Origin of the sequence: Pseudomonas sp. B1-22, assembly GCF_050474425.1 — a bacterium.
Classification (GTDB): Bacteria; Pseudomonadota; Gammaproteobacteria; order Pseudomonadales; family Pseudomonadaceae; genus Pseudomonas.
Genome location: NZ_JBCHVH010000001.1, coordinates 961,866 through 984,469, shown reverse-complemented (window position 1 = coordinate 984,469; position 22,604 = coordinate 961,866). Strand labels below are relative to the sequence as shown.

The following is a 22,604-nucleotide window of genomic DNA, read 5'->3' as shown; positions in this document are numbered from 1 at the left end:
CGCGCCGAATCATAATTAGCATAACCAATGTTATTGCAAATTGTAGGATGATCCGCCGGACACGACCAGATTACGCGCCGGGCAGCTCCCCGCTACCTGCGGTGACGGGGCGGGCGCCAAATCCAATCTTCGGATGGAGAAGCTGATTGCTCTACGAGACCAAACTGGACCACTCCGACACACCCGCACACAGGCGCCGAGGGAGCGCCGGCAAAACCACGCTGACGGATTCGGAAAATAACGGAAGAACGGGATACCGCCGATCCTGGCGGCGCCCGCGTTGCCAGCCGCCGGGGGAGAAATTACACCGCGACAGACCTCGCCGCCGACACGCGCTCCGGCAGCACCGCCAGAGCGCGCTGGGTCATGGTTCAGCCGAGGCTCTTGACGGCGCGCGCCGCCGCTTGCTTGCCCATGATGACCCCCGACTCCAGGGACACCAGGTTGAAATCGGCGTTGGCAAAAGACAGGCCCTTGCATCCCTCGGCCTCGGCCCTGAAGTCCAGAAGCCGCCGGGCGTCGCCCACCGCCTGGCGCGCATAGCCCCAGTTGTGCCGCACCACCTCCGAATGCTCCACCCAGTCCTTGGACAGGCCGGGGTAGAAGAGCTTCATTTCCTCTAAGGCCATGGCAAGAATTTCGTCATCGGACTTCCCAAGCAACTCCACCGCGCCGGGATAGGCCGACCATGCCGAGATGACCGCCTTGCCGCTCGGTACCTGGAACGGCCGCATCACCGTATGGTTGATCGACAGGTTGAAGTAGCGCTTTGCCGAGTAAGGAGTGCCGAAGCTGACCCCCGCGCTGTCCACCGGGCGATCGAGATAGAAAAACGCCAGCGCGAGGCGCGTATGGTTGAAGTTGGAAAGAAATGCCTTGGCGCGTCCGAACCTGTCGGGCGTGAGGCGCGCCGACACATTCGGCGTGGTGCAGAGAATGACGTGCCCGGCCTTGATGCTGCGCCCATCCGCCAGCCTGACGCCCATCACTGCATCGCCCGCCATCAAGAGCTCGTCGACCTCAGCGTTCAGCATGACGGGAACATACTCCGCCAGCTTGCGGGGTAGCGCCCGGTTCCCGCCGCGAAAGCCATACTGCTTACTTGCGCTGAGATTGCTCCGAAACAGTCGAATGGCCTGGAAGAGGCTGGTGTGCTCCAGCGACGTACCGCCGTTGCCATAGACCATCGGCCGCATGATGTAATTCATGAAATTTTCGCCAGCCCAGGACAATGCATCCTCCGCCACGACACTGTCATACTCATCCATATAGGCGTCGAGGTGGTATTTCGGTAGCGGCTTGCCCAGCGTTGAATACTGAAGCGTCGCACGCGCCAGATCGAAGGTGCCTCGCACGCCCAGAACGCGCAGCAGGTCAGTTTTGCTCGCGATGAGGCGCGATCTTCCGTGCTTGTCGATGTATTGCGAGGCGCCAATGTTTTCCTCGACCATCTCACCGATCATCCCGATTTCTTCGAGCAATTCCCGAGCCTGGTCGTAGCTCGACAGGAAATACTGCTGGCCGACCTCGATGAGGTCGCCATTTCTCTCCCGTGTCATGATTCGTCCCCCGACATCGCTCTGGGACTCCACCACGAGCACGCTGCGCCCCGCCTTTTGCACGGCATAGGCAGTGGAAAGACCGGTGATGCCGGCCCCGACCACGACCACATCGACTTCGCTCACATCAGAAACGATCGGCATCTTCTGTCTTCCTCTATTCGATCCGGGCCGTATGATGACATTAACGTAACACCCATTCTTTTATTTATGAACGGGTTCAAATCTCACGTACGACATTCACGGATTCAATGAACGAGGGTTGTGGCTGAAGTCCAGCTGCGGGGCAACGGTGAAGCCGCTGCGAATAGGTTCGGGTATCGGTCAGATGCGGACTCTTGGAGAGAGGGGGCAGTCAATCTGTTCCCATGAGCCCTAAAAAGGCGCTGTCATGCGCTGACTGGCCAATGCCGTCAAATAGCCGTTCAGCCATTCATGGCGAAATCGGAGGCCCTCCGGATCCTGATGATCATAAGGACACTCGAAGAGTGACTGACCACAAAGCCCGGACTGAAAACCAACGTCGAATGGCATGTCGGCCTCCGCATCTGACTTCACCTCAATCCTGAATTTCATCAAAGCAGTCCTCCCGAGGTCATCGGATTTGAAGATGGGTCAGTCGAAATGACCCCACCAGAGGTCCAATGGAAGCTGCGGAAGGCTATCGAAAGATGGCCAGAGCGAATCGACAATTGACGACAATGGATTTGCCATCTCATGCCAAAGGGCAGAACGGATAGTGGAAAGAGATGGCTGGGTTGTCCCGGCAGATATCAGTTGCTTCCCTAGGTACGGAACTGCGCAACCAGGTCCTGCAATGCCCCACCCAGGCGCGCCAGTTCGGCGCTGGAGGCCGCGGTCTGCTGGCTGGCGCTGGCGCTCTGCTCGCCGATGTCACGCACCCGGGTCACGCTTTCGCTGATGCTTTCCGCCACTGCGCTCTGCTGCTCGGCGGCGGCCGCGATCTGCTGGTTCATCTGCTCGATGCTGCTCACCGACAGGGTAATGCGCGCCAGGGCATCGCCCGCCTGAGCCGCCAGACCGACCGTGCGCTGGGTCAGGCTGCGGCTGCTGTCCATCTGCTCCACCGCGCCCCTGGCCATGCGCTGCAGGCCGGCGATCAGGCCCTCGATTTCCTCGGTCGAATCGTGGGTGCGCCGCGCCAGCGCCCGCACCTCATCGGCCACCACGGCGAAACCGCGCCCCTGATCCCCCGCCCGCGCAGCCTCGATGGCAGCATTGAGCGCCAACAGGTTGGTCTGTTCGGCGACGCTACGGATCACCTCCAGCACGCTGGTGATGCGCTCGCTCTCATGGTTCAGCGCGGCGATCGCCTCGGCCGATTGCTCGACCTCCGCAGCCAGCTCGTCGATCTGGCTCACCGTCTGCTGCACCACCTGGTTGCCCTGCTGCGCCTCGCGATCCGCGTCCCGCGCCGCTTGCGAGGCCAGCTCGGCATTCTGCGCCACCTCCTGTACGGTGGCGGCCATCTGGTGCATGGCGGTGGCGGTCTGTTCGGTTTCCACCTTCTGGTTCTGCACGCCGGCGCTGGTCTGCGCGGTGACCTCCGACAATTGCTCGGCCGCTGCGGCGATCTGCCCCACGCCGCCGCCGATGCGCCCCACCAGGGTTCGCAGGTTGCCGGTCATGTCCTGCATCGACGCCATCAACTGGCCCAGTTCGTCACGCCGCTGCAGCGGCAGATCCTGGCTCAGGTCACCGCCGGCGATGCGCTGGGCAAAGCCCACGCTCTGGCGCAAGGGCCCGACGATCGAGCGGGAGATCAGCACGGTGGCGAGCAGGCCGATCACCACGGCGGCGAGACCCATGGCGCCAAGCTGTACCAGTGCCCAGTGGCTGGCATCGGTCAGGTGCTGCCGCTCCTTGAGTTGCGCTGCCTCGGCCAGGTCCAGCACCGAACGCGCGCGCTCGATCATCGCCTTCTCGCTGCTACGGCTCTGCTCGCGGACCTGCTGGTAGACGCCAAAGGATTGCTGATAGCGAGCCAGGGCCTGCAATGCCGTGTCGATCACGGCTTTCTGCTCATCGGTCAATCCGCTCACCATGCTCTCGGCGACGCCGCGCAAGTCTTCGCAGACCAGGGCCCATTGCTTCAGGGCCTCGGCCGAGCCGTCGATGATGAACAGGGTCTCCTGGTTGCGCAGGTCGAACATGGACTTGCTCAGGCTCGAGGCGGTCTCCGCCAGCCCCAGGGGATCATTGCCGACCGGACGGTCGCTCTGCTGCAGCTGTTTACGCACGCTGTCGTACATTTCCAGCTCGACCGCATCGAACTGATCTCGGGCCTCGGCGGCAGCCTTGCCCATGTCCTCCCGCGCTGCACGAGCCTTGCCCTGCAACTCGACGTAACTGCCGAATTGTTTCAGATACCCGGCCACCGCCTCGTGCATCTCCTGCACGCGCTGCTGCTCGGAGGGTGCGTCGTCCTGCGGCAAGCCGGCCAACATCTCCTGCACCCGGAGCAAACTATCGCTCACCTGCTTGGCGCTCTCGGCGCTTTGCTCAACGGCGAAACTGCGCTCCAGTTGCCGCGCATGCAGGATCTCCTTGTTCACCGCCGCCAACTGGTCGACCTGGCGATGCCCTTGCAACACGGCCTGGACCGCCAGGAAACCGCTGACGGTCACCGCTGCGGTGAGCAATAACACCAGGCCGAAACCACAGAACAGCTTCTTGCCCACGGAGAGGTCTACGAACAGGCGGATGGCGGCCTGTGACATGCGGGCAACTCCATTCTTGTTATTAGGACGCGCCGAACCAAGCCGGCCTGCGGTCGGCGGCTGTTCAGCCGCATTGAATGCCGCTCGGATGCTCCTATCAAACGGATCGGAAAAGCTTGACTTTTCGCGACTAAAAATTTGATTTTCAAAGACACCCATTGCGCCCGGCGATCTCAGCTCATTTGGCGGGCCTGAAAATCGATAGCATCGCAATGCAGGGCCGGGTGAACGACCAAACCCCTATCACGCGACTCGGGCAGGCCGGGCATCTTGCTGTTCAGGCCCACTGATCCGTCCAGAATCATGGGGCCAGCTCCGGACACTCCACGGCATCAAGGAGAAAGACACAAGCCGACGCGCGTAATTGCACGCATCGGGAATAAGTTTGACCTGAAGGAGGACGCCGTATCCCAGCGGTCAATCCTCACCATGACGAGCCTCAAGCCCGCACCAGAATGAGAGCCCTATAATCGATAATCTGTCGGAATCAACCATGCAACTGCAGCTTACTAATCAGGTCAGCCAGAGCCTCTGGCGCCGACAGGCCGCACCGGGGATCTGTTAGGACCAAGTGCTTATGCAGGCAATCTGGCCAGCCCTCGGCATCGTCATCGATGGCCAGCCAGGGAGAGTGTTCGAGCCGGCGGGCCAGCCAAGCCGCAATCTGCTCGTACCGGGTCTGATGATCCCAGGGGATGTAGTCTGGCCAGCCTTGGTTCATTGCCGAGTGCCAGGTCGCGCCGATTACTCGCCCACCCAGCTCAGCTGGCAGCACCTTACGGGCCTTTTGGTAACCTAGATTTCGCACCCAGCTTGTCGACAAGACGATACGGATATCGTGATGTGTGGCCAGCGCCTCGATTAACTGCGGAGCCCACATGAACAGCTCACCTGCGGCACGCAGTTCAATCCTGCGGGTGCCCCGCAGGTAAACAGCATCGGGATGAAGAACACCATCAAAATCGAGAAACAGAATCATGGATTGGCTTCCCCAACGACACAAAACTAACGGTCGAAATCTGAGTGAATATCAAAAGCAAGCCAGTAGTTGTTGTCTGTAATGATGGGAAAAGCTCACCTGATAGCTTGGCTCAGCGGCAAAGCTTCCAAGAGAAATAGAGCTCCTCGCTCCAGCTTCGCCAGCCAGTTCAGCACGGTCTTCGACACCATATCCCTGGCCTCGGATATTGCCTATATTCTCGATTAATCCAGGCTTCGAACCTGGGGTAAGTCCTGGCATATGCACCTCTTTCAGCACCGCTAGATCATCCGGAAGGTCATCCGCAATTCGCTCTGCAAAACTTTGCAGCGTCGGCTCCGCCAGCATAAATAACCATGCTTGATCATCGATTTCCCCTGTACGACGAAGTACCCGGCCCAGAACCTGCCGGTAATGCAACTCGGTACGGATGCGGCTGAGATAGCAGCACACTTGCAGTCTCGGAATGTCGGTGCCTTCACTGATCATTCCGACGGCGACAATCCAACGACTGGCGCTGTGCCTAAACACATTGATCATCTGCTGAGCATCTGGACTTTTGTTGGTCACGATGCAGCAAGCCTCACCCTTTTCGTCCAGAGCCTGAGCGATTTGCCGAGCGTGCTCAATGTCCGTGGCAACTACCAATCCAGCCGCATCAGGCTTGATCAGGCGAAGCTCATTGAGCTGGTTGCAGCCAAGGTCGAGTAGCTGATTGATCACATCATCATGACGCAGTAATTCTTCGTAGGTGACCGGAGATTCATCCAACAGCTTCGCAATACCGGAAAACAGTCGCACGGTGCTATCAGTGCCTAGCTGCTCGGTGAGTTTCACCTTTTGATTGTCGACCAGGACAATTCGAGGGGAGCGGCATACGCCGTCGGCAATGGCATCTCTCAAACCATAGCGATAATCGCAAACCAGATGCCCTTCCGGCGTGGAATAGCGGGCTAGGGCAATTGCCCTGTCGTCCGTACGCCAAGGCGTGCCTGATAGCGCCAGTGTGAAGGCAGCACGATCCTGTATGCGATGAAGTATCTGTTGCCCCCAGACGTTGCTGGACAGCGAATCATTGCCGGCACAGTGGTGGATTTCATCGAAGACCACGAGTACACGATAGTTATCAAGAAGCTGCCAGAAGCCCTCATCTCGGTATTCCATGGACTGGTAGGTGAATGCCGCACCCACGGCCCCTATCTGGCCATCGAGGCGCCTCCCAAGTACCGCTGAAAAGGTCGAACGGAACCCCTCAATGACCTGGCAAGATGGCGCAAAGCACAGCACCAGATCGATTCTGCTCTGCTGAAGAAGTCGGCCGGCCAGTTCTGCAGCCATGCGCGTCTTGCCGGCTCCCGGTGTGGCCTGACAAAAGAAGTGTCGTGCGAGGGCGAAGTGCTCCAACGCAGTGGTGATACAGCTACTTTGCCAGTCTCGTAACGATCTGATCATTGTTTGGCGGCAAGCAGCCTGAGTGTCTTTTCGATAGCACGCAGATGTCCCAGCAGGCGTGAACTGCGATCTCTGGCCTCCAAGTACTCACCTTCGACCTTGCCACGTAGAAACGGCATATCATCCAAAAGAAGCTTGAACCGCTCCGCCTCTCCCATCGAAGTGAGGAAGTCCAAACGGATTTCTTTGTGAAGCGCTTCCAAGTGCTGATCCGCATCCATAGAAGGCTGAGTCAGTACAGCATCAACGTCGAGAGCTGCAGGCTCCTGCTCGGGCTGCTGGCAAACAGCCTTGAAGCTGTCCTCAAACCCATTGTCGATCAACTCCAGTTGCAGATGAGCCGGAATCGGCCGCAAATGGTAGACCTGTCCCCGAGAACGGCGCTCGTCATCCAGCACAACCCAGCCCATGCGCAGCATTCGGCGGATTTGCCCGTATACGTAGCGGCGCACATCACTGATGCGAAGAGTCTTGCCCTTCAGACGCTTGGCATAGGCATCCCGCAGCTCACTTGTCGTGAACCTTGCTCGCCCCTCCTCTTGGAGCAGCTCATACAGGCGCCTGTCGAAAATAAACGAGGCCGATTTCATTGAGGCACCAGAAGAGTTAACGCGGAGTAAATACGGATTATAATCCGTGGCCGACACGTCCGCAAACCCTCGATAGTGCCGCCTCACGTGGGATTGGGGCGGTCATGGATAAGTTGGCGAGAGCGTTGGGGGGACGCATCCGGGCACAGAGAAAGGCCTGCCGGATTTCCCAAGATGCGCTAGCGTTAGCCTGCAGCATTGACCGCAGCTACATGGGGAGAATCGAGCGCGGCGAAGTAAACATCACGGTCGAGAAGCTGTATCGGATCGCAACTGAGCTCGCTTGCGATCCATCATTCCTTCTGCCTCAACTGTCAGAGCTGTAGCTACGCACCAGATCGAGAGCTGCTTTCAAGAAACGCAAAAATCACCACCGCTAACACCCGCGATAAACACGCCATACACCCACCAGGCCCGACATATCGTCAATACCGATATACACTTGGGCACTCAAAGCAATACTGGTCTACCTTCTTGGCTTGGTGCATTTCCGGGTCACGCTTTCCCCTGATTCTTGGCTGAACTGGGCGCATGGATCAGCGCCGCACCGACACTTGCGCCCTAGCGCAGACAGGTACTGAACACCCTGAATATGGATGAGTCCGAGCTTCGGATTCCACGGCCATACCCCCTCTCGACAGGCAGCAACGCATAGTCGCCTCACTACTATCGGCCTCGTATTCGAAGCGAAGTACGTCCGCAATACGAGACATGGTCACCGCAAGGTGCGCGATGACCAAGAAATCGTGCAATGCAGGGCGCGATAGAGCAAGCCGAGAGCCGCGCGCAGTTCACTTGCGGAGAGAAGCGCTGGCCTGTGAGAGCTGCGTAGCGCGATCAGATTAAATCTTGCTCAGGCCCTGGGGGTCAGGTATTTCTTCAGAAATTCCAGCTTCGCGAGAAGTTCGTCAAAAGTGACGACATCCACGTCCTTACAGGCGTTGCGGAACACCTCGAAACTGCGCAATTGAATCGGATCAGTTGGCAAGGTTCCTGCGACGACCACGCACTTGATGGCGTCGGCGCCTGACAGTTGCATTCCCGGAGTGTCATGCCGATGTTGCATCCAACGTTGCTTGAGTTCACTTTGCTGGAACAGGACTTGAGTCACCGCTCCAGAGAGCTCTGAGTTCGGTCCAAATACTTCCTCTCCGCGGTAGGCCTTGGCTCGCACCAAGATCGTCTCTGGGGTCTTGATTTCGACGATGGCCAGCGCCTGGCCATGCTCCTTGAATAGGAAGTCACCGATCTGGGCCCCCGATCCGGTCAAGGTGGACCCCTTGGCATGGAATTGCGTATGCGCCAGCTCGACAGGCCGAGCGAACGCCAAGCTCAGGACAAACTTGTTCACCTCAAAGAATGTCTGCCAGACAGATTCGGTGAATTTGCCTGCGAGCTTCGCTCTGAATGCTTCGATCATCTTGGCGAGGGTCACCCGCTCGATCTCAGCATGCAGCATCATCAGCTCCTGAGGAGCTTCAGTCACCAACTCATCGAGTTGCTTGCGTACGGTCTGCACATTGGATCTACGCTCGGCGCGCTCCCGGTTTGCGGCTTGCCTTGATCCCTCACGTCGAACTTCGACCAGGGGAGGAGCCACCTGCACTGTTCGCTGGAATCGCTCGGGGTCAATCCGGTTGAGCACATCGTCGTGTACAAGGCCTTGCTTGCTTTGGCGGATTAGCTGGCGGCCGTTCGTCGTGATTCTATTGAAGCCGCGGCGCAGCTTGTCGAGTTCCTCAACATCTACGGAGACTACTCCGTCGCCCGCGTACTGATCCGGGTGCCGGCTAACTACTAGGATCGTTGCATTCGGAATTCGCGAGAGGCCTTGCCACACCTGGTCAAGATCCCTGTGCAAACCGAGGCCGTACTCCGGAGAATCAAAGAGCTTCCCAGGTAAATGCATTTCAATGTGACTCGCCGCAGTGGCTGCGTCATCTGGCAACTTGGTGCCGACTTCATCCGCATAGATGACCGTCATAAAACGACCATTCTTTGGCGACAGATAGCGCTGTGCATGCGGGTTCACATGGATAGGCCGCATGATGATCTGGTTTGGGGTGATGGAAGCCAGCAGTGGCCATTCGCTCTCAGGCGTTGCATGCCAAGTCCGGGTCTCAGCATCCGCAAGCTCGTATGTCCGCAGATAGAGTTTTCGTACAGGCGCGTCCGCCTCAGTCACCGCTTCCAGGCGAAAACTCGCCTCCATCACGTCCTGATCACTGAATGTCTCTGACGGTGCTGCAGCTCCACCGGATCCTTTGGCCATGTGGCAATCCTTCGTTGGAATGGTTAGCTAACGCCCCAAACTGGACGGTTACAACAGGCAGCAAACGGCCAAGAAGACCTAAATGATCTGGCTTAAGCCAGCAACTACCGGTCATGGCGATCGATACCTTACTTAGAGCAAAGGACTTCTTCGCTGCCCTTTTGGAGTCAGAATTGTCGCTCGCTGCATCGCTCGAGTCACGGCTACTCGCATAGTCAAACGGGCTTGCCTTTCGCGCTCAGCGGAGGCGTTGTCAGTCAGGTATCGGCCTTTCATCAGCCCTTCGTAAAGAAGGACTTCGGTGAACTCCTTGCCCTTTGACTTGTGCATGGTCATCAGGTGGACACCTTTCCACTCCTTAGTCGCAGCTTGGAAATGCTCCTGCAGAAGTGCATCTCGAACGAGGCCCTCGGCACCGGCATAGCTCTGCGTGTTCCTCCAAACTTCCCCTAGACGGCCACGCAGCAGAGTTCCTTTGCCGAGTAATCGAACAAAGCGACCATCAGCTGCGATCTGTTTGATTTCAGCGCAGGCGCTGGCATCCAAGAGCTTGCGCACGGCGATCCAGTCGGCAGCAGGATCGCCTGACAGTTCTAACTGCATACGCTGCTGCGAGATTTCCTGCGCAGCCGCCAACACCCTTTTATGGGCAATTTTCTTCAGCTCCTGCCCTGCAACCACACCGTCTATGGCGTCGACAAGGTCTAAGTTTGGCTTGCTGGGCTTCTTTTCACCTCGCCGGCCGCGGACGTGAGCACACAGATTCCCGAGTAGTTTCAATGTGATCGATTCGGCATGGGGTCCGCCCTCCAGGAGGGCCGCAATGGTCACAGCGGCCAGGGCAGCAGCTTCTTGGTCGAACGCCACGTCATGGGGAATCCGTGGTAGCTCATCAGCATCGCTGGAGAGGTAAGCGGATACCTCTGCCATGAAGTCTTTACTCGGTACGAGGATGGTCAAGGACCAATCTCTGCCGGCCTTCAGCAAGCGGCGTATGATGCCGATCACGACCCTCTTGAAGTCTAAGTGCAACTGGCCTTTCCGGGGGGTATACGTTTGCACCGCGACGTTCTTGTAGGCCTTGCCTTTATTCACCCCATTCATTAAGTCGTTCCCGAACTGAACGATGTCCGTTCCGTTGCTTCGGTGGTTCTCTAGTCCGAAGTTGAAAACGTCCGGATTGAAAGCATCTTGGTATTCTTGTATCCGGGCCGCATTCGCTCCGCGGAATTCATAAATACGTTGCTCAGGATCAGCTAGCGCCATGATTTGGCTGTGCGGCGTAAGTGCGCGTATGAACCGCCACTCATCTTCATTCGTGTCTTGGAACTCATCCAAGATGATCAGGGGATAGCTTGATCCGTAGATGCGCTGCAGCGCTTTACTGCTCTCAAGCAACAGGGCTGCGTTGCTCGCGAAAAGGTCGAAATGAAGCAACCCCTCCTCAGCCAGCAGCCGTTGCTTTTCAGCCTCTCGCTGATCCTCGGGAAGGCTGGACAACCGAGATGCGGCCTCTGGCGGGGGTAGAAGAGTTATGGGGCTATCTGCGCGCAACAGATACCCATGGCTGCGCAGTAGCCCCCAGGTGAAACCATGGTAGGTATTGACCTCAAGCCTGCCGCGCTCTAATGCCGGCAAAAGCTTCCCCGCATGTTCGGCTACCCTCGCGACAGTCGCCCTGGCGAAGCTGAGGAAAAGCACCCGCTGACCGGTTTTCAATTGCTGCTCGCCGATCAGCGCTTCCGCTTTTAGTAGGGCTACGGTGGTCTTTCCTGACCCAGGTCCTCCAAGGACGAGCATGTGTCTAGGACAGCCGATAACCGTCTTACGAGTGTCGTCTAGCTCTAGCATTGCCGCTCCTAGATCAAATCAAGAACATCGTCCAGGAGATCTGGAGCAGCTGGCTTTGGGGGAATGACTGTCGCACAAATTTTGGCCAGTGTGTCTACGATGAACGGAGGCAACTGGCCTTGATTGGTGGCAGTGCAAAGTAACGCTGCAGCGGCTCCATCACCTTTCCAACGTTTCAGCAGCACGCTCAAGATCGCCTTTAGCTCGTCAACGGTGGTTTGATCTGTTGGAACCCTTTCTCTGAGGTCTGATGGCCAAGATTCGCTGGCGACCAGATCGGCAGCATACTTGCGAAGCACAGCCACATCGGTTCCGTTGAGAACGACATTCTCAAACCCTGTTTCGGGAGCCTCGTAAGGGAAGTCAACCGACTCGGTAATAGCCTGCCGCTGTGCCGGCTCTTGCTGGTCGAAAACTGCGTACACCGTTTTCCCTAAGCCACGGTAGTAAGCCCCCATAGCAGCTATCTGGGAGTCGCTGCCGGCATCCAGGATGGGGATACCTAATGCCTCTAACGGCATGAACCGGGTAGGATCTTCCTTGTGGAGCATGCGAGCCACTGCGGGCCAGGCATCATATTCAGTACGTCCCTCTGCAAGAAGCACACGCCGTGCAAGCAAGGCTTCACAGACCCGCTGCCGGATATCTTGCCTGTAGAGCTTGGCTTTGATGCCAGGTGGCATCCCGGCCTCGCTTGCCTGCAGATGCCCTTCCTCCCGACTAACTACGACGATCTGCTTTGGCGTGAATTCTTCAAGAACGTACGGAGAGTGCGACGTGAACAGGGCTTGGGCTGACTTACCTCGGACGCCATTGATGATGCGTTTTTGGATATGGGGAGGGATGGCAATTTCTGGCTCCTCCATCGCAAAGATGACGTTCTGCTTCAGCTCCGCGATGAGTGATAGCAGAGCCAAAACCATCATGTTTATCGTTCCGGTGCCCTGGTGTTGAAACGGGGCGGCATGTTCGGTGCCGTCGCTACGTTGAGCACCCGTGGCCATGAACACTGTGAGTGATCGACGGAGGGACTCTCTCGTGAGGTCAGATACCCGCATGTGGGGATCAGTACCGCCATCTAACGGCATGTAATTCCTGATAGAGACCTGCACACTTGAAAGGATTTTGCTGATCCCAAGCTCCGGCTTTTCGGCAACCTCAAGGTCGCGAAGCTCGACAAGCAAGTCCTCCCAGATCTTGAAGTTCTTTTCCTGCTGCAACCTCAGAATGATGTCGAGCAACGAGCCCCGCTCTAGGCTTAAAGCTCGACTTCCGGTGCGCACGGTCCGAAGGTAAAGGAACCCGCACTCCCGTTTGTCGGTGTTGCGAAAAGCATCAAATGTACCGTCTTGCTTTGCAGGAGAAGCGAAGTACGTTGAGCCGGTGAAATCATCTTCCTCGGCGTCATATCCACCGGTGAAACCAACGCGTAGGCAGGACTGGACACCTTTGGCATCTGTCCCCTGAGCGGGAGGTCCCTCGAGAACTGCAGAGTGCTCGTTATCCCACCATTCAAGATGGTCTCTGAAGCGCATTTCCTGGTCGGCATTCAACCCAGTAATCACGAGTTCAATGCTAATAGGGACAGGCTGTCCTTCGGGACCAATGTATTCGCTAGCGTAGAAATCGTGTTCATCAATAACCGGGCGACGTGACAAGCGCTCCGGCCCCAGAACAAGGTCGATAGCCTCGAGAAGAGTAGATTTCCCTATGTTGTTGTCGCCGACGATCACCGCATGATCAGGAAGCAGAATCTCTGCAGTTCTAATCCCTCGAAAATTTTCCACTTTCAAGCTTGCAACACGCATATCATCCCTCTTCCCTTGCGCTGATTTCGATCCCATCCATCCCAAGGATAGCGTCTAAGCAAGCACATGCTGTTGATTTCGAAGGGGTACTGAAACGTGCCGATGACTCTCACTATAGGCATGGGCAACATCCCACAGTAACGCCTGTTGATCGACGAGCCCGGCGCCGTTGAGGAGTTTCGTCGGTATCTGTTGAAAAGACCGCTTTTGGCCGTTCTCTGCCCGTCACCTCTTCGGCGTGACTGGTCAAGCCGGATGCAAACGGTGGTCAGCACCAATGCAATTGACTGGCCACGTGCGGTGCATTTACGCAGCCATCCTTAGGTGCCAAAAACTTAAAACACGAAACCAGCCGCAGCCTGCCTCACTATCTCGATAACCAGCTCATGCTGCCCCTGTTCCCAGGCCTTCGCAGGTGATAAACCGGCGAAACGAATCATCGGTGCACCTAACCAAGCCCTTGCTGAGCGCATATCTCCGAATATCTCAACTGTTGCTTCCTCTACTTCGCGCCATGAAGTGATTTCTCCGAAAGCAATTGGTTGCTCCATACCTACCCTCCTAAGCGAGCACACGGGTATTTTTCCAGAGAGCGCAACTCTCCCAACAGACCGCAGGGAGAAGGCGCCGCGCATAAGCGCTATAAGGAAACCACCTACACCTCCCTATAGTTGGATTAAGACTTCCAGATACACGCAGTTGCGTCAGCAGGTATTCGACGATGTGGCAGTGATGCGTTAAAGACAGACGAGTTTGATGCTGCTCGTCCAGGGGCAGCCCCAGATCGACAAGGCGTGGTGCCCGCTTGCGTCCTTACCAATAGTTTTAGGTACTTTCATCGGCCCATTTCCTATCCCCCCTAATTGGAGTGATCTTGCTTCCAATCAACGCTGCTCGCTCCTTAGCCCACACTTCCCGCTCCTCCGACAACTGCTTGATCAACGATACCTCCCTAGCTAGTGCCTCCTCCCAGAGTCTCCGGTAGCGAGCAGCTTCGGCCTTGACTTCGTCGAATCGCTCCCGCATTTCATTGCGAGGTTTAGACTCTTCCTTCGCCGCAGCGTCAATGGCATCGATCAGGTTGAGGAAGATTGGGCGTGACTTTTTGATCGTGCCTTTCTTCCTTCCAGCCTCCAGAGATACCAGATCGTTCGTGATTCGCCCCCCCTTCGGAACATTGATTGGCTTGCCATTTTTCAGGCGCTCCAGCGCTTCGAAATAATCCTTAAGGATGTCTGGCATGTCAGTCTCCCTTCGAAGTCGATGCAAAGGGCTTCTTCGGCCGCCATTGCCGCTCCACCGACTCCAGCGCCTCCAGTTCTTCCCGCTCCATCGCCTCGGTGATCGAGCCAGGAGTGATGTGGGTCATAGCTGCGCTCTTAAGACGGATCACCCGAACGATCTTCGAGTGTTTACCAACCAGATGTTTACAGCCATCGGTGACGCAGACAGTGTCAATGAGGTTCAGACCTTTGCGGGCTTTACACCCGCTCGGGCACGTGCATCCTCCCAGTGGACCATCACGATAGGCGAGCAACCCGGCCTTCATCTGCTTGGCAACCTCCTCGCGCGACATAACATCGCCACGCTCACGTTGGCGCTCGTAGAACGTGCCAGCCCCACCGAACATGGGTTCAGGACTATTCAGCACGTCGCGCACGAAGGTCAACATCTCGGCCTCCTCCTCACCATCCTGCCAGTCAATCGCGACATGCTTTTTGTATCCGTTGGGATCGTCTGCGATAAAGTTCTTGCAGAAGGTACTGCCGCGCCCGTAATACAGGGCCATCTCCCGCGTTATGTGCTGCAACTGCCTGCGCAAGGACGAGAGTCTGACCAAACCGCTGGCGTTGGCATATACAGCCAGGCTTCGACGCAACTGATGAGTCGTCAGGGGCCAGCGCTGGCCAACCGCGAACTTGGGTTCTTCACGCCAGCAGCGGAAGGGGTCGATCTCCTCTAACTCGGCGATATCCTCCTCCTGGAGAAGCGGGCACAGGCGGGAGAGCGGTGCATTCCCAAGGTGAGCCAGCCCCCATCCGGCGACCTTAATGTTCCCCTCTTGCAAGGTACCTCGCCGCCCCCATGGCAGGTAGCTGATTGAAGGGAACAGCGGATAACTGTCCTTGAGCTCTTCGGCCTCGCTCGGTGAAATACCGAGGACATCGTAAATTAGAGCCGCGAAGTGCTGAGCTAGGCGGATCGCTCGGAAGCCATCGCGTTCGGTAGTAATCCACTTTGTTCTGAGCCGACGTCCCTTGTTGAACTTTGTCGTGGAGCCGAGGATTAAGCAGTGCTTCCGTCCGTGAAGACCTTCTTCGCTGGCGATGCAATGGTAGGGTAAGTGGACTGCTTCGGCGTTACGCATACCGCTGAACACGTGGACCTGCAGCTTGCACATTTGAAATATCTCGCCGACTGCGCAAGCCAGTGTCCGCAAAGGATAAGATACTTTTTTGTAGCCGCGCCTTTTAAAGAAGCCCACGAGGCGATGCTTTTCGATCAAATTAGTGCAGATCGCAATGTCGCCCGTCGTACGGGTCGCGTTCGCCTGGCAATACTCAGTGACGGCTTCTCTCAGTGCCGCCAGCAATCGAGACTTGTGCGCCTCGATGTCGTCGAGTTCCGCCGAGAGATTGTTGATCAGCGCAGCGTAGACCCGCGTCGGCAGAGGTGGGAACTGCCGACGATTGGCGTCATATTCCTTGGCCCGTCGCTGAACGTCCCTCCAGAGCTTTGCTGGTGCTATAGAGAATCCCAGTTGCGTTTGCGGATCTAATTGGCGCAGGAATCTCACCCAACTTATCCATGCCTCCATCGCGTAATCCGGAAGGCTCGCACCACAAGCATCCAGAAGTGCCGTTTGTGTCAACACTTCATGCACCGAATATGATCGCGCCTCGGCATAGAGTGCGACGAGATGCAGGATAGAAAGCTTGTTATACAGCGTTGCTGGCGCGCATTCGTTGCCGTAGTAGATCTGTCGCGTCATAAGGAACTGCAGTTCGCGCATGCGGGCTTCGCGCGCCGGGGTGATTTCTTGGGCATCGCTAACCCATTTTCCTCTCGACGGCTTCCAGTAGAAGAAGTGCAGCAAGAGTTTCTTGTGGTAAGCCGTATAGGCCGTCCATGGCCAGACGAACTCACCAACGGTGTGTGGCGTACCATCCACGTCGCGGCAGATGACGTGGTCCAGCGGCAGGTACCTTCCCCAGTCCTCTTCCCACTGGTCGGGCCCTTGTACGCCGGCAGGTAAGCCGAGGCGTGCCTCGATCCTCATGCGATGACTCCCAGTTCGAGGAATAGCTGGAACTTATCCGCGAAGAAGGGAGTGAGGTTGCCATTCTCGAACACATCTTGGCGTACCCGCTCAACCATCACGCGACAATTTCGAAAGGCAGCAATTTTCTCGAGGTCCTCGTCGCACTTGACGATCAGGGGACGTAGGGCTTCCTCATGCTGTGGGCCAAGAATCACCTGTTCCATTACAAAGGCTGCGGAGGCCACCTTGCGCACTTCCTCCTCGCAGGCGACGAGCACCCGATGGGTGCAGAACAAACAGCCCTGGCTGTCCTTGCAATTTGGCTCGACCGGCACGAGGTCAGTTAACGCCTCGGGATGCCCAAAGCCGTCACAGCATCCACCTTCGTCCAGTGGACGGGTATCAGCCAGCTTGGTCGATATGACGCGCTGCCGTCGCGCAGAGTTGGAGACCGATGCCAGGAACAGTGACAATTCCTCGCGATGATCAGTCACCGAGCCGGCGTCGTAATATTTCAGCGCGGTCTGCTCGGTGTTCTGCAACACTTTGGCGGTGATCGAGGCGTCGTGATGGCGCTGATACCAATCGGCCACGCTAGCACGGAGCTTGCGCGACGCCATGGGGGGCAGCTGAGGATCGATCGAGCGCAGCACGTTTCTATACAGGGATTTGAGGGGTTCTGAACCGACCTGCCCGGCGGGCGGCTTCACGTTCGTGTTCCCATACGCAAAGAACAGATACGGAAAGGCCTCGCCGTTAAGCAAGTATCGACGCAGCTCCAAGAAGCGGCGAAGGAATGGCATGAAGGCTACTGGTACTGTCAGATGAACCGGCTTACCACCAGCCCGGAATTTGATTGATCGGTATTGCTGGTTGAGGGTAGCCGCGTCGACCTCACCATCCGTCTCAATTTCACGAAGCCCCGACTCGTTGACGCCAGTGTTGCAAATGAACAGGAACATGAAGGCATTCTGAGCAATCATGCCAAGCCTACGCCTCACCCAGAACTGCTTGTCGGCATTCGCGGCGTTGATCAGAGCCTGCGCATTTGCAATGAGCCGCTTTGCTACTTTGCGCCGAGTTGAAGGAACGCGCCACATCGAATACCGATGCGCGATCTCGTCGGGGGTAGAGAGGCAACCGGCAGCATAGTTATAGGCCCAACAGGGGTACTTGAGCTTTTCCCGTTCTGTTCCCCATTGGTGTGGAGGCAAGCGCCATAAGTGGATAGGAAAGACCCAAAGGTGGTTCTCTGCCCAACCAAGGGTGGCCGGGAGTACCAACTTATAGGGGAAGGGCCTCTGCTCTAGCGCCAGATCGCATAGGCCGTCAAACAGGGCCTGGTTGAGGGCTACGGAATGGGCGAAGTCTTGCGCTGCTAATGGCTCGGTGCTGCCATTGGGGTTCCACGCTCTTTTGATCTTGCGGGTGCCGCGAGAGATATCTTCGAGACCGGTCGTGGCTTCAAGAAGCTCGCCGATGAAATGAAGCCGCATGTTGTGCGTGTGCTCGTCAAACTCCTGCTGGCGATATCGTTCGTGGATGTATGCTGCCCAGGTCAGATAGGCGTGGCGGGTGGCATCGCCACCGGCAAGACATTCATATAAACCATTGACATCAGCCCAGTCGAGAAACGATTTGAGGCACTGCGCATAGCCGTTAGCTGTCGCCATGCGCTTGCCGCCGTCAGTGATGAGCCGGGAGAGCGCCCTTATGAGTTGCAAGATCTGGCTGGGGCGCTGACTGAGGAAAGACTCGAGCACAACCCCTCGAGGCTGGCCAACCTTGCGCCGCCTGTCTGAGCGCAACGCGAAGCAGAAGGCACCGAAATCGTGGGACTTGAGACCAATCTTTAAAATGACCTGCTCCGGATGCAGGACGCGGGTGTTCTTGGCAAGCGGCAGCTCGAGGATAACTGTAGGGCGTGCATCGAAGATACGCTTGGCAGACTTATTCATCGGTCACGTCCATGCCTTTCATTGCCTGATCAATCCACCCTTGCAGCTGCTTGCCATAGCCGTTCACCGCCTGGTAGATGGCTTCCATCTGGCTGCGATAGTCGAGGTACAGGTCGGTGGTGGCATAGCTCTCATGCCAGAGCAGATCCTTCACAATCATCCGCGCCCGGCTCAGGGTGATTACTTCTTTTCTCACCAACTCCATAAGTAGCTCAGTCATGTTCATACCGAAGCTAGCTCGGAGATCGTGGATGCGGTAGTGGAAGTGCTTGTCGTGATGCTCACGCACGTAGGGAATGACATGATCCTTGAGGAACTGGCGCACAGGTTGGCCGGTTTTGTCATGGCGGCGGTCGAGGTTCGGGTTGAAGTGCAGGGCCTCCGCCTTGGCCAAATAGTAGGGATTACCCTGCTGCGTCAGGAACAGGTAGGGGGAGGTGGTTTCGCCATGCTTGGCCGCGAACCAGCCACGCCGCACTTTCGCGCGATCAGACAGTGCATAGATGTGGAACAACTCATAGACGGGACGCGGGACCTGCAGCACGATGTTCTTGTCGTTCTTGGTATCAATGCCAGTGCCCGGCCCAGCCTTCAGCTTGAAGACCTGACCATCGCCAGTCAGCGCCTTAGCGTAGCCCGGGTTGGGATGCGTAAAGTGCGTTAGGCGGAGCGTGCCGGCCGTCTGGATACGTGCCCCGGTGGCTAGCATGAAGAGCTGTATCAGGTAGCACTCCGTGTTGCCCTTCGCCTTGGTGGCTTCGAGAATCCAGTTCTGTTCCTTTCCGGTCAGAGGCCGCAACTTGCCGCCATCCTGAATATTCCCCGCAAAGGGATCCTCCGACTTAGGCGCACGAATGCTCACATCGGTCGAAACCCCTTTCTTGGATACCGCAACTCCCTCGGTCGTCTTGAAGATTAGCCGGTACTGTGTCTCCTCCCACGGGGGGTACTCTGGTTGGAAATAGTTGTTGTCGATAAGCCAGCGATAGAAGGCGACCACGGTTCCCATGCGTCGCTTGGCAGTAGATGGCGCAACCTCGCCGGCTTGAATCTGCTGTTGAAGGTAGCCGCGATAGCGATATGTTGGGCGCCGCAATTTTATCTTAGGGAATTGGAAAATCAGATCGTCGGGACAATCCTGAGTGTCAAGCCATTCCTTGTAGGCACCCAGATCATCGGCCTTGGCCTGAAAAGTTGACATTGCTGGGCTTGCTTCCGCCTCAAGCTGCGCAAGGATATAGAGGCTTCCGAGAGGCCAGGGCGCCGCATGCCTGTCGAGGATCACGGGAAATAAGTTGTAGCTGAACCATCTCCCGGCATGATCGTCCTGAACAAAGCGGTAAAAGTAGGAAAACCCTGGTTGTCCCTTACCCTGTTTGATGACCCGTTTGAGCGCGCGCGGATCGTCCGCCATCGTCAACTCCGAAAGCTGGAAGACTGGAAGGAGCACCTTGCGCCGCAACTCTTTCATCGGACAGACCAACCGATTTGGTCAGTACATTCTAGACCGTGCCAGCTAAGAGCATGGCATCCAGCACAAGCTCACCAAGCGCTATCCCCGGTGCACCAATGGACAAACCGAGCGCATCGGCCGTACCGTGAGGAAACCATCATCAAGTCGCTCCGCTACCGGGATTCGAAGCGCAGGAACCTCACATGCGGACGTTCGTCACCGCATACTACGTTGCTAAGCAACTGAGGACTTCACGGTAGCGTACGCCACTCAAACGGCCTGTAATCCCCGCTCTAGAATGCAGAAGCATTTTCAATGCTCGCCCCGAACTACCTCCCATTGGAACCACATGCCTAGTCGGCACTAGATACCCTCATGTAATTGAAATCAAAACGGCAATCCATGCGCCCACGAGGCCTTGTCCATTTCAGCAATACTTACAGGACATACCAGATAATTGATTACTTGCATGTACTCTTGCAGGTACCCGCCAACCGCATCGGCTACACGTCGCTCTCGGTGGGCCAGCTGAAGATCATGCAGGAAGTGATCACCCTGGCAGTGTTCGTGCCGTTCAGCGTGTACTTCATGCAGCAGCCATTGAAGCTCGACTACCTGTGGGCCGGCCTCTGCCTGCTCGGCGCCGTGTACTTCATCTTCCGCGCCTGAGACCGAACGGCTACCGTCACCCTTGTAGCGGTACCCTCCCCGCTCAGACCTGCGAGCCGTCCTTGAGACGGGTGATCAGGCTGGACGTATCCCAGCGCCCGCCACCAGCGGCCTGCACCTCGGCGTAGAACTGGTCCACCAGCGCGGTCACCGGCAGCTGTGCGCCGTTGCGGCGCGCCTCGTCCAGCACCATTCCCAGGTCCTTGCGCATCCAATCCACCGCGAAGCCGAAGTCGAAGCGCCCCTCAAGCATGCTCTGGTGACGATTCTCCAGCTGCCAGGACTGCGCCGCGCCCTTGCTGATCACCTCCATGGCGGCCATGCCATCGAGGCCGGCGCTGCGGGCGAAGTGCAGCGCCTCGGACAAGCCCTGCAGCAAGCCCCCGACACAGATCTGGTTGACCATCTTGGTCAGCTGTCCACTGCCCACAGGCCCCATCAGCCGCACCATCCGCGCGTAGGTGGCAATGACCGACTCAGCACGCCTGAAGATCAGCGGATCGCCACCGACCATCACCGTCAGCGAGCCGTTTTCCGCCCCGGCCTGGCCACCGGACACCGGTGCATCGAGGAAACCCAGCTCACGCTCCGCCGCCAGCACCGAAAGCTCGCGCGCGACCTGCGCCGACGCCGTGGTGTGATCGACCAGCACCGCACCCGGCTGCATGCCGGCCAGCGCGCCGTCCTCGCCCAGCATCACGCTGCGCAGATCGTCGTCGTTACCCACACAGCACATCACGAACTCCGCCCACTGCACCGCCTCGCGCGGCGTCGTGGCAGAGGCGCCACCGAACTGCTCGACCCAGCGCGCCGCCCGCGATGCCGTGCGGTTGTACACGCACACCTCGTGCCCCTCGCGCTGCAGATGACCCGCCATGGGATACCCCATCACGCCCAGGCCGATGAAAGCGACTTTTGCCATGCCCTACCCCTCGCCATCGAAAAGGCGCTGAGCCTAGCACAGCGGTTTGCCGGTCCTGAAAAGCCCTTCCATACTGCGGAAACCTTCATCCGCGAGCATCCGCTATGCCCCACTGGCTGGTGATCGACCTGGAAGCCACCACCGAGGAAGGTGGCTGGCCAGTCGAAGAAATGGAGATCATCGAAATCGGCGCGACGCTCGTCGCCGAGGCCGACGGTCGCGAGCTGGATCACTTCCAGCGCTTCGTCCGGCCGCAGCGCCGGCCACTGCTGACCAGCTTCTGCCGCGAACTCACCCACATCACTCAGGCCAACGTCGATGCGGCGGCCCCCTTGCGCGAGGTCTGGCCGCAGTTCGAGCGCTGGCTCGCGCAGCACACCCCGCGCCTGGCCGGCTGGACCAGTTGGGGCGACTACGACCGCCACCAGCTGGAGATCGAATGGCGTCGCCAGCGCCTGGACAGCCACCTCGCCCGCGTGCCGCACATCAACCTCAAGCAGCGCTTCGCCGAGGCCCGCCAACTCAAGCGCCCGGTCGGCCTGAATGCCGCCCTGCACCTGGCCGGGCTGCACTTCCAGGGGCAGCAGCACCGCGCCCTGGAAGACGCCCGCAACACCGCCCGCCTGCTGCCCCTCGCCCTGCCGGTCACCAGCTGAATCCGCGGTTCGCCGTTGACCGCACGGTCCCAGCCCCGCCTCTAGTGACGCCGCCTGCGCCCTTGGGCATACTGGCCAGCCTTTTTTCACCCCTCTAGCAGGAGAAGCCCATGTTCAAGGTCAACGAGTACTTCGACGGCACCGTCAAATCCATCGCCTTCGACATGACCGCAGGCCCGGCCACCATCGGCGTGATGGCCCCCGGCGAATACGAATTCGGCACCAGCCAGCTGGAGGTGATGCACGTCGTCGCCGGCGCGCTGACTGTCAAGCTGCCGGGCAGCGACAGCTGGGAAACCTTCGAAGGCGGCAGCCAGTTCACCGTGCCGGCCAACAGCAAGTTCCAGCTGAAAGTCGCCCAGGACACCGCTTACCTCTGCGAATACCGCTGAGTTCGGCGCGTCACGAAAAAACCGGCCCTGGTGGCCGGTT

At 57.9% G+C, this 22,604-nt stretch carries 18 protein-coding genes and 2 pseudogenes; 4 read left to right on the top strand and 16 right to left on the bottom strand.

Features of this window, described 5'->3' with window-relative positions; translation table 11 throughout:
- Window positions 1-371: 371 nt before the first annotated feature.
- From ACQ5BL_RS04645 to ACQ5BL_RS04615, 7 genes and pseudogenes are all read right to left on the bottom strand, one after another.
- Entirely contained in the window at window positions 372-1,703 is a 1,332-nt protein-coding gene (locus tag ACQ5BL_RS04645; RefSeq protein ID WP_430292804.1) for a protoporphyrinogen/coproporphyrinogen oxidase, read from the bottom strand.
- Between the two features lie 231 nt (window positions 1,704-1,934).
- The gene (locus ACQ5BL_RS04640) at window positions 1,935-2,135 is read right to left on the bottom strand and encodes a hypothetical protein (RefSeq protein WP_430292803.1); all 201 of its coding nucleotides are present in this window, start codon (window positions 2,133-2,135) and stop codon (window positions 1,935-1,937) included.
- A 209-nt stretch (window positions 2,136-2,344) separates the two neighbouring features.
- Window positions 2,345-3,208 (bottom strand): methyl-accepting chemotaxis protein, encoded by an 864-nt coding sequence (locus tag ACQ5BL_RS04635; RefSeq protein WP_430292874.1) that lies wholly within the window; start codon window positions 3,206-3,208, stop codon window positions 2,345-2,347.
- Window positions 3,203-3,388: pseudogene (locus ACQ5BL_RS04630) on the bottom strand (HAMP domain-containing protein); the annotation flags it as partial. The gene ACQ5BL_RS04635 and the pseudogene ACQ5BL_RS04630, both read right to left, overlap by 6 nt.
- A gap of 1,399 nt (window positions 3,389-4,787) precedes the next feature.
- Window positions 4,788-5,279 (bottom strand): HAD domain-containing protein, encoded by a 492-nt coding sequence (locus ACQ5BL_RS04625; RefSeq protein ID WP_430292802.1) that lies wholly within the window; start codon window positions 5,277-5,279, stop codon window positions 4,788-4,790.
- 51 nt (window positions 5,280-5,330) lie between these two features.
- On the bottom strand, window positions 5,331-6,731 hold the full coding sequence (locus ACQ5BL_RS04620) for a DEAD/DEAH box helicase (protein ID WP_430292801.1): 1,401 nt from the start codon (window positions 6,729-6,731) through the stop codon (window positions 5,331-5,333).
- Window positions 6,728-7,321 (bottom strand): hypothetical protein, encoded by a 594-nt coding sequence (locus ACQ5BL_RS04615; RefSeq protein WP_430292800.1) that lies wholly within the window; start codon window positions 7,319-7,321, stop codon window positions 6,728-6,730. The genes ACQ5BL_RS04620 and ACQ5BL_RS04615 overlap by 4 nt, the downstream gene beginning before the upstream one ends.
- Window positions 7,322-7,425: 104 nt before the next feature.
- Here ACQ5BL_RS04615 and ACQ5BL_RS04610 point away from each other — a divergent pair, with 104 nt between their 5' ends.
- Window positions 7,426-7,647: a helix-turn-helix domain-containing protein gene (locus ACQ5BL_RS04610; RefSeq protein ID WP_430292799.1), complete on the top strand. Its 222-nt coding sequence runs from the start codon at window positions 7,426-7,428 to the stop codon at window positions 7,645-7,647.
- Between the two features lie 527 nt (window positions 7,648-8,174).
- Here the strand turns inward: ACQ5BL_RS04610 and ACQ5BL_RS04605 are convergent.
- The 8 genes from ACQ5BL_RS04605 to ACQ5BL_RS04570 form a co-directional block, all read right to left on the bottom strand.
- Window positions 8,175-9,593, bottom strand: a complete 1,419-nt coding sequence (locus ACQ5BL_RS04605) for a Shedu immune nuclease family protein (protein WP_430292798.1) — start codon at window positions 9,591-9,593, stop codon at window positions 8,175-8,177.
- A gap of 132 nt (window positions 9,594-9,725) precedes the next feature.
- A complete protein-coding gene (locus tag ACQ5BL_RS04600; protein WP_430292797.1) occupies window positions 9,726-11,444 on the bottom strand; it encodes a UvrD-helicase domain-containing protein in 1,719 nt (572 codons plus the stop codon).
- Between the two features lie 8 nt (window positions 11,445-11,452).
- Window positions 11,453-13,252, bottom strand: a complete 1,800-nt coding sequence (locus ACQ5BL_RS04595) for an ATP-dependent nuclease (protein WP_430292796.1) — start codon at window positions 13,250-13,252, stop codon at window positions 11,453-11,455.
- Between the two features lie 335 nt (window positions 13,253-13,587).
- On the bottom strand, window positions 13,588-13,803 hold the full coding sequence (locus ACQ5BL_RS04590) for a hypothetical protein (RefSeq protein WP_430292795.1): 216 nt from the start codon (window positions 13,801-13,803) through the stop codon (window positions 13,588-13,590).
- Window positions 13,804-14,077: 274 nt separating this feature from the next.
- On the bottom strand, window positions 14,078-14,494 hold the full coding sequence (locus tag ACQ5BL_RS04585) for a hypothetical protein (RefSeq protein WP_430292794.1): 417 nt from the start codon (window positions 14,492-14,494) through the stop codon (window positions 14,078-14,080).
- A 1-nt stretch (window position 14,495) separates the two neighbouring features.
- Window positions 14,496-16,532, bottom strand: coding sequence for a hypothetical protein (locus ACQ5BL_RS04580; protein WP_430292793.1), 2,037 nt, complete (start codon window positions 16,530-16,532; stop codon window positions 14,496-14,498).
- On the bottom strand, window positions 16,529-18,472 hold the full coding sequence (locus ACQ5BL_RS04575; RefSeq protein WP_430292792.1) for a hypothetical protein: 1,944 nt from the start codon (window positions 18,470-18,472) through the stop codon (window positions 16,529-16,531). Before ACQ5BL_RS04575 ends, ACQ5BL_RS04580 begins: the two co-directional genes overlap by 4 nt.
- A complete protein-coding gene (locus ACQ5BL_RS04570; RefSeq protein ID WP_430292791.1) occupies window positions 18,465-19,943 on the bottom strand; it encodes a hypothetical protein in 1,479 nt (492 codons plus the stop codon). Before ACQ5BL_RS04570 ends, ACQ5BL_RS04575 begins: the two co-directional genes overlap by 8 nt.
- Window positions 19,944-20,399: 456 nt before the next feature.
- On the opposite strand from ACQ5BL_RS04570, the pseudogene ACQ5BL_RS04565 reads away from it, so the two are divergent.
- Window positions 20,400-20,594 (top strand): annotated as a pseudogene (locus ACQ5BL_RS04565) (DMT family protein); the annotation flags it as partial.
- Between the two features lie 43 nt (window positions 20,595-20,637).
- Here the strand turns inward: ACQ5BL_RS04565 and ACQ5BL_RS04560 are convergent.
- Window positions 20,638-21,516, bottom strand: coding sequence for an NAD(P)-dependent oxidoreductase (locus tag ACQ5BL_RS04560; protein ID WP_243804843.1), 879 nt, complete (start codon window positions 21,514-21,516; stop codon window positions 20,638-20,640).
- Window positions 21,517-21,620: 104 nt separating this feature from the next.
- Here ACQ5BL_RS04560 and ACQ5BL_RS04555 point away from each other — a divergent pair, with 104 nt between their 5' ends.
- Together ACQ5BL_RS04555 and ACQ5BL_RS04550 are read left to right on the top strand one after the other, a co-directional pair.
- Window positions 21,621-22,172: an exonuclease domain-containing protein gene (locus tag ACQ5BL_RS04555; protein ID WP_207883026.1), complete on the top strand. Its 552-nt coding sequence runs from the start codon at window positions 21,621-21,623 to the stop codon at window positions 22,170-22,172.
- Between the two features lie 110 nt (window positions 22,173-22,282).
- Window positions 22,283-22,564, top strand: coding sequence for a pyrimidine/purine nucleoside phosphorylase (locus ACQ5BL_RS04550; protein ID WP_207883024.1), 282 nt, complete (start codon window positions 22,283-22,285; stop codon window positions 22,562-22,564).
- Window positions 22,565-22,604 lie beyond the last annotated feature (40 nt).

What these genes read in the sequence shown, in the direction of transcription:
- ACQ5BL_RS04645 (WP_430292804.1), bottom strand. Translation starts at nt 1,703, where the DNA reads ATGCCGATCGTTTCTGATGTGAGCGAAGTCGATGTGGTCGTGGTCGGG.
- ACQ5BL_RS04640 (WP_430292803.1), bottom strand. Translation starts at nt 2,135, where the DNA reads ATGAAATTCAGGATTGAGGTGAAGTCAGATGCGGAGGCCGACATGCCA.
- ACQ5BL_RS04635 (WP_430292874.1), bottom strand. Translation starts at nt 3,208, where the DNA reads ATGACCGGCAACCTGCGAACCCTGGTGGGGCGCATCGGCGGCGGCGTG.
- ACQ5BL_RS04625 (WP_430292802.1), bottom strand. Translation starts at nt 5,279, where the DNA reads ATGATTCTGTTTCTCGATTTTGATGGTGTTCTTCATCCCGATGCTGTT.
- ACQ5BL_RS04620 (WP_430292801.1), bottom strand. Translation starts at nt 6,731, where the DNA reads ATGATCAGATCGTTACGAGACTGGCAAAGTAGCTGTATCACCACTGCG.
- ACQ5BL_RS04615 (WP_430292800.1), bottom strand. Translation starts at nt 7,321, where the DNA reads ATGAAATCGGCCTCGTTTATTTTCGACAGGCGCCTGTATGAGCTGCTC.
- ACQ5BL_RS04610 (WP_430292799.1), top strand. Translation starts at nt 7,426, where the DNA reads ATGGATAAGTTGGCGAGAGCGTTGGGGGGACGCATCCGGGCACAGAGA.
- ACQ5BL_RS04605 (WP_430292798.1), bottom strand. Translation starts at nt 9,593, where the DNA reads ATGGCCAAAGGATCCGGTGGAGCTGCAGCACCGTCAGAGACATTCAGT.
- ACQ5BL_RS04600 (WP_430292797.1), bottom strand. Translation starts at nt 11,444, where the DNA reads ATGCTAGAGCTAGACGACACTCGTAAGACGGTTATCGGCTGTCCTAGA.
- ACQ5BL_RS04595 (WP_430292796.1), bottom strand. Translation starts at nt 13,252, where the DNA reads ATGCGTGTTGCAAGCTTGAAAGTGGAAAATTTTCGAGGGATTAGAACT.
- ACQ5BL_RS04590 (WP_430292795.1), bottom strand. Translation starts at nt 13,803, where the DNA reads ATGGAGCAACCAATTGCTTTCGGAGAAATCACTTCATGGCGCGAAGTA.
- ACQ5BL_RS04585 (WP_430292794.1), bottom strand. Translation starts at nt 14,494, where the DNA reads ATGCCAGACATCCTTAAGGATTATTTCGAAGCGCTGGAGCGCCTGAAA.
- ACQ5BL_RS04580 (WP_430292793.1), bottom strand. Translation starts at nt 16,532, where the DNA reads ATGAGGATCGAGGCACGCCTCGGCTTACCTGCCGGCGTACAAGGGCCC.
- ACQ5BL_RS04575 (WP_430292792.1), bottom strand. Translation starts at nt 18,472, where the DNA reads ATGAATAAGTCTGCCAAGCGTATCTTCGATGCACGCCCTACAGTTATC.
- ACQ5BL_RS04570 (WP_430292791.1), bottom strand. Translation starts at nt 19,943, where the DNA reads ATGAAAGAGTTGCGGCGCAAGGTGCTCCTTCCAGTCTTCCAGCTTTCG.
- ACQ5BL_RS04560 (WP_243804843.1), bottom strand. Translation starts at nt 21,516, where the DNA reads ATGGCAAAAGTCGCTTTCATCGGCCTGGGCGTGATGGGGTATCCCATG.
- ACQ5BL_RS04555 (WP_207883026.1), top strand. Translation starts at nt 21,621, where the DNA reads ATGCCCCACTGGCTGGTGATCGACCTGGAAGCCACCACCGAGGAAGGT.
- ACQ5BL_RS04550 (WP_207883024.1), top strand. Translation starts at nt 22,283, where the DNA reads ATGTTCAAGGTCAACGAGTACTTCGACGGCACCGTCAAATCCATCGCC.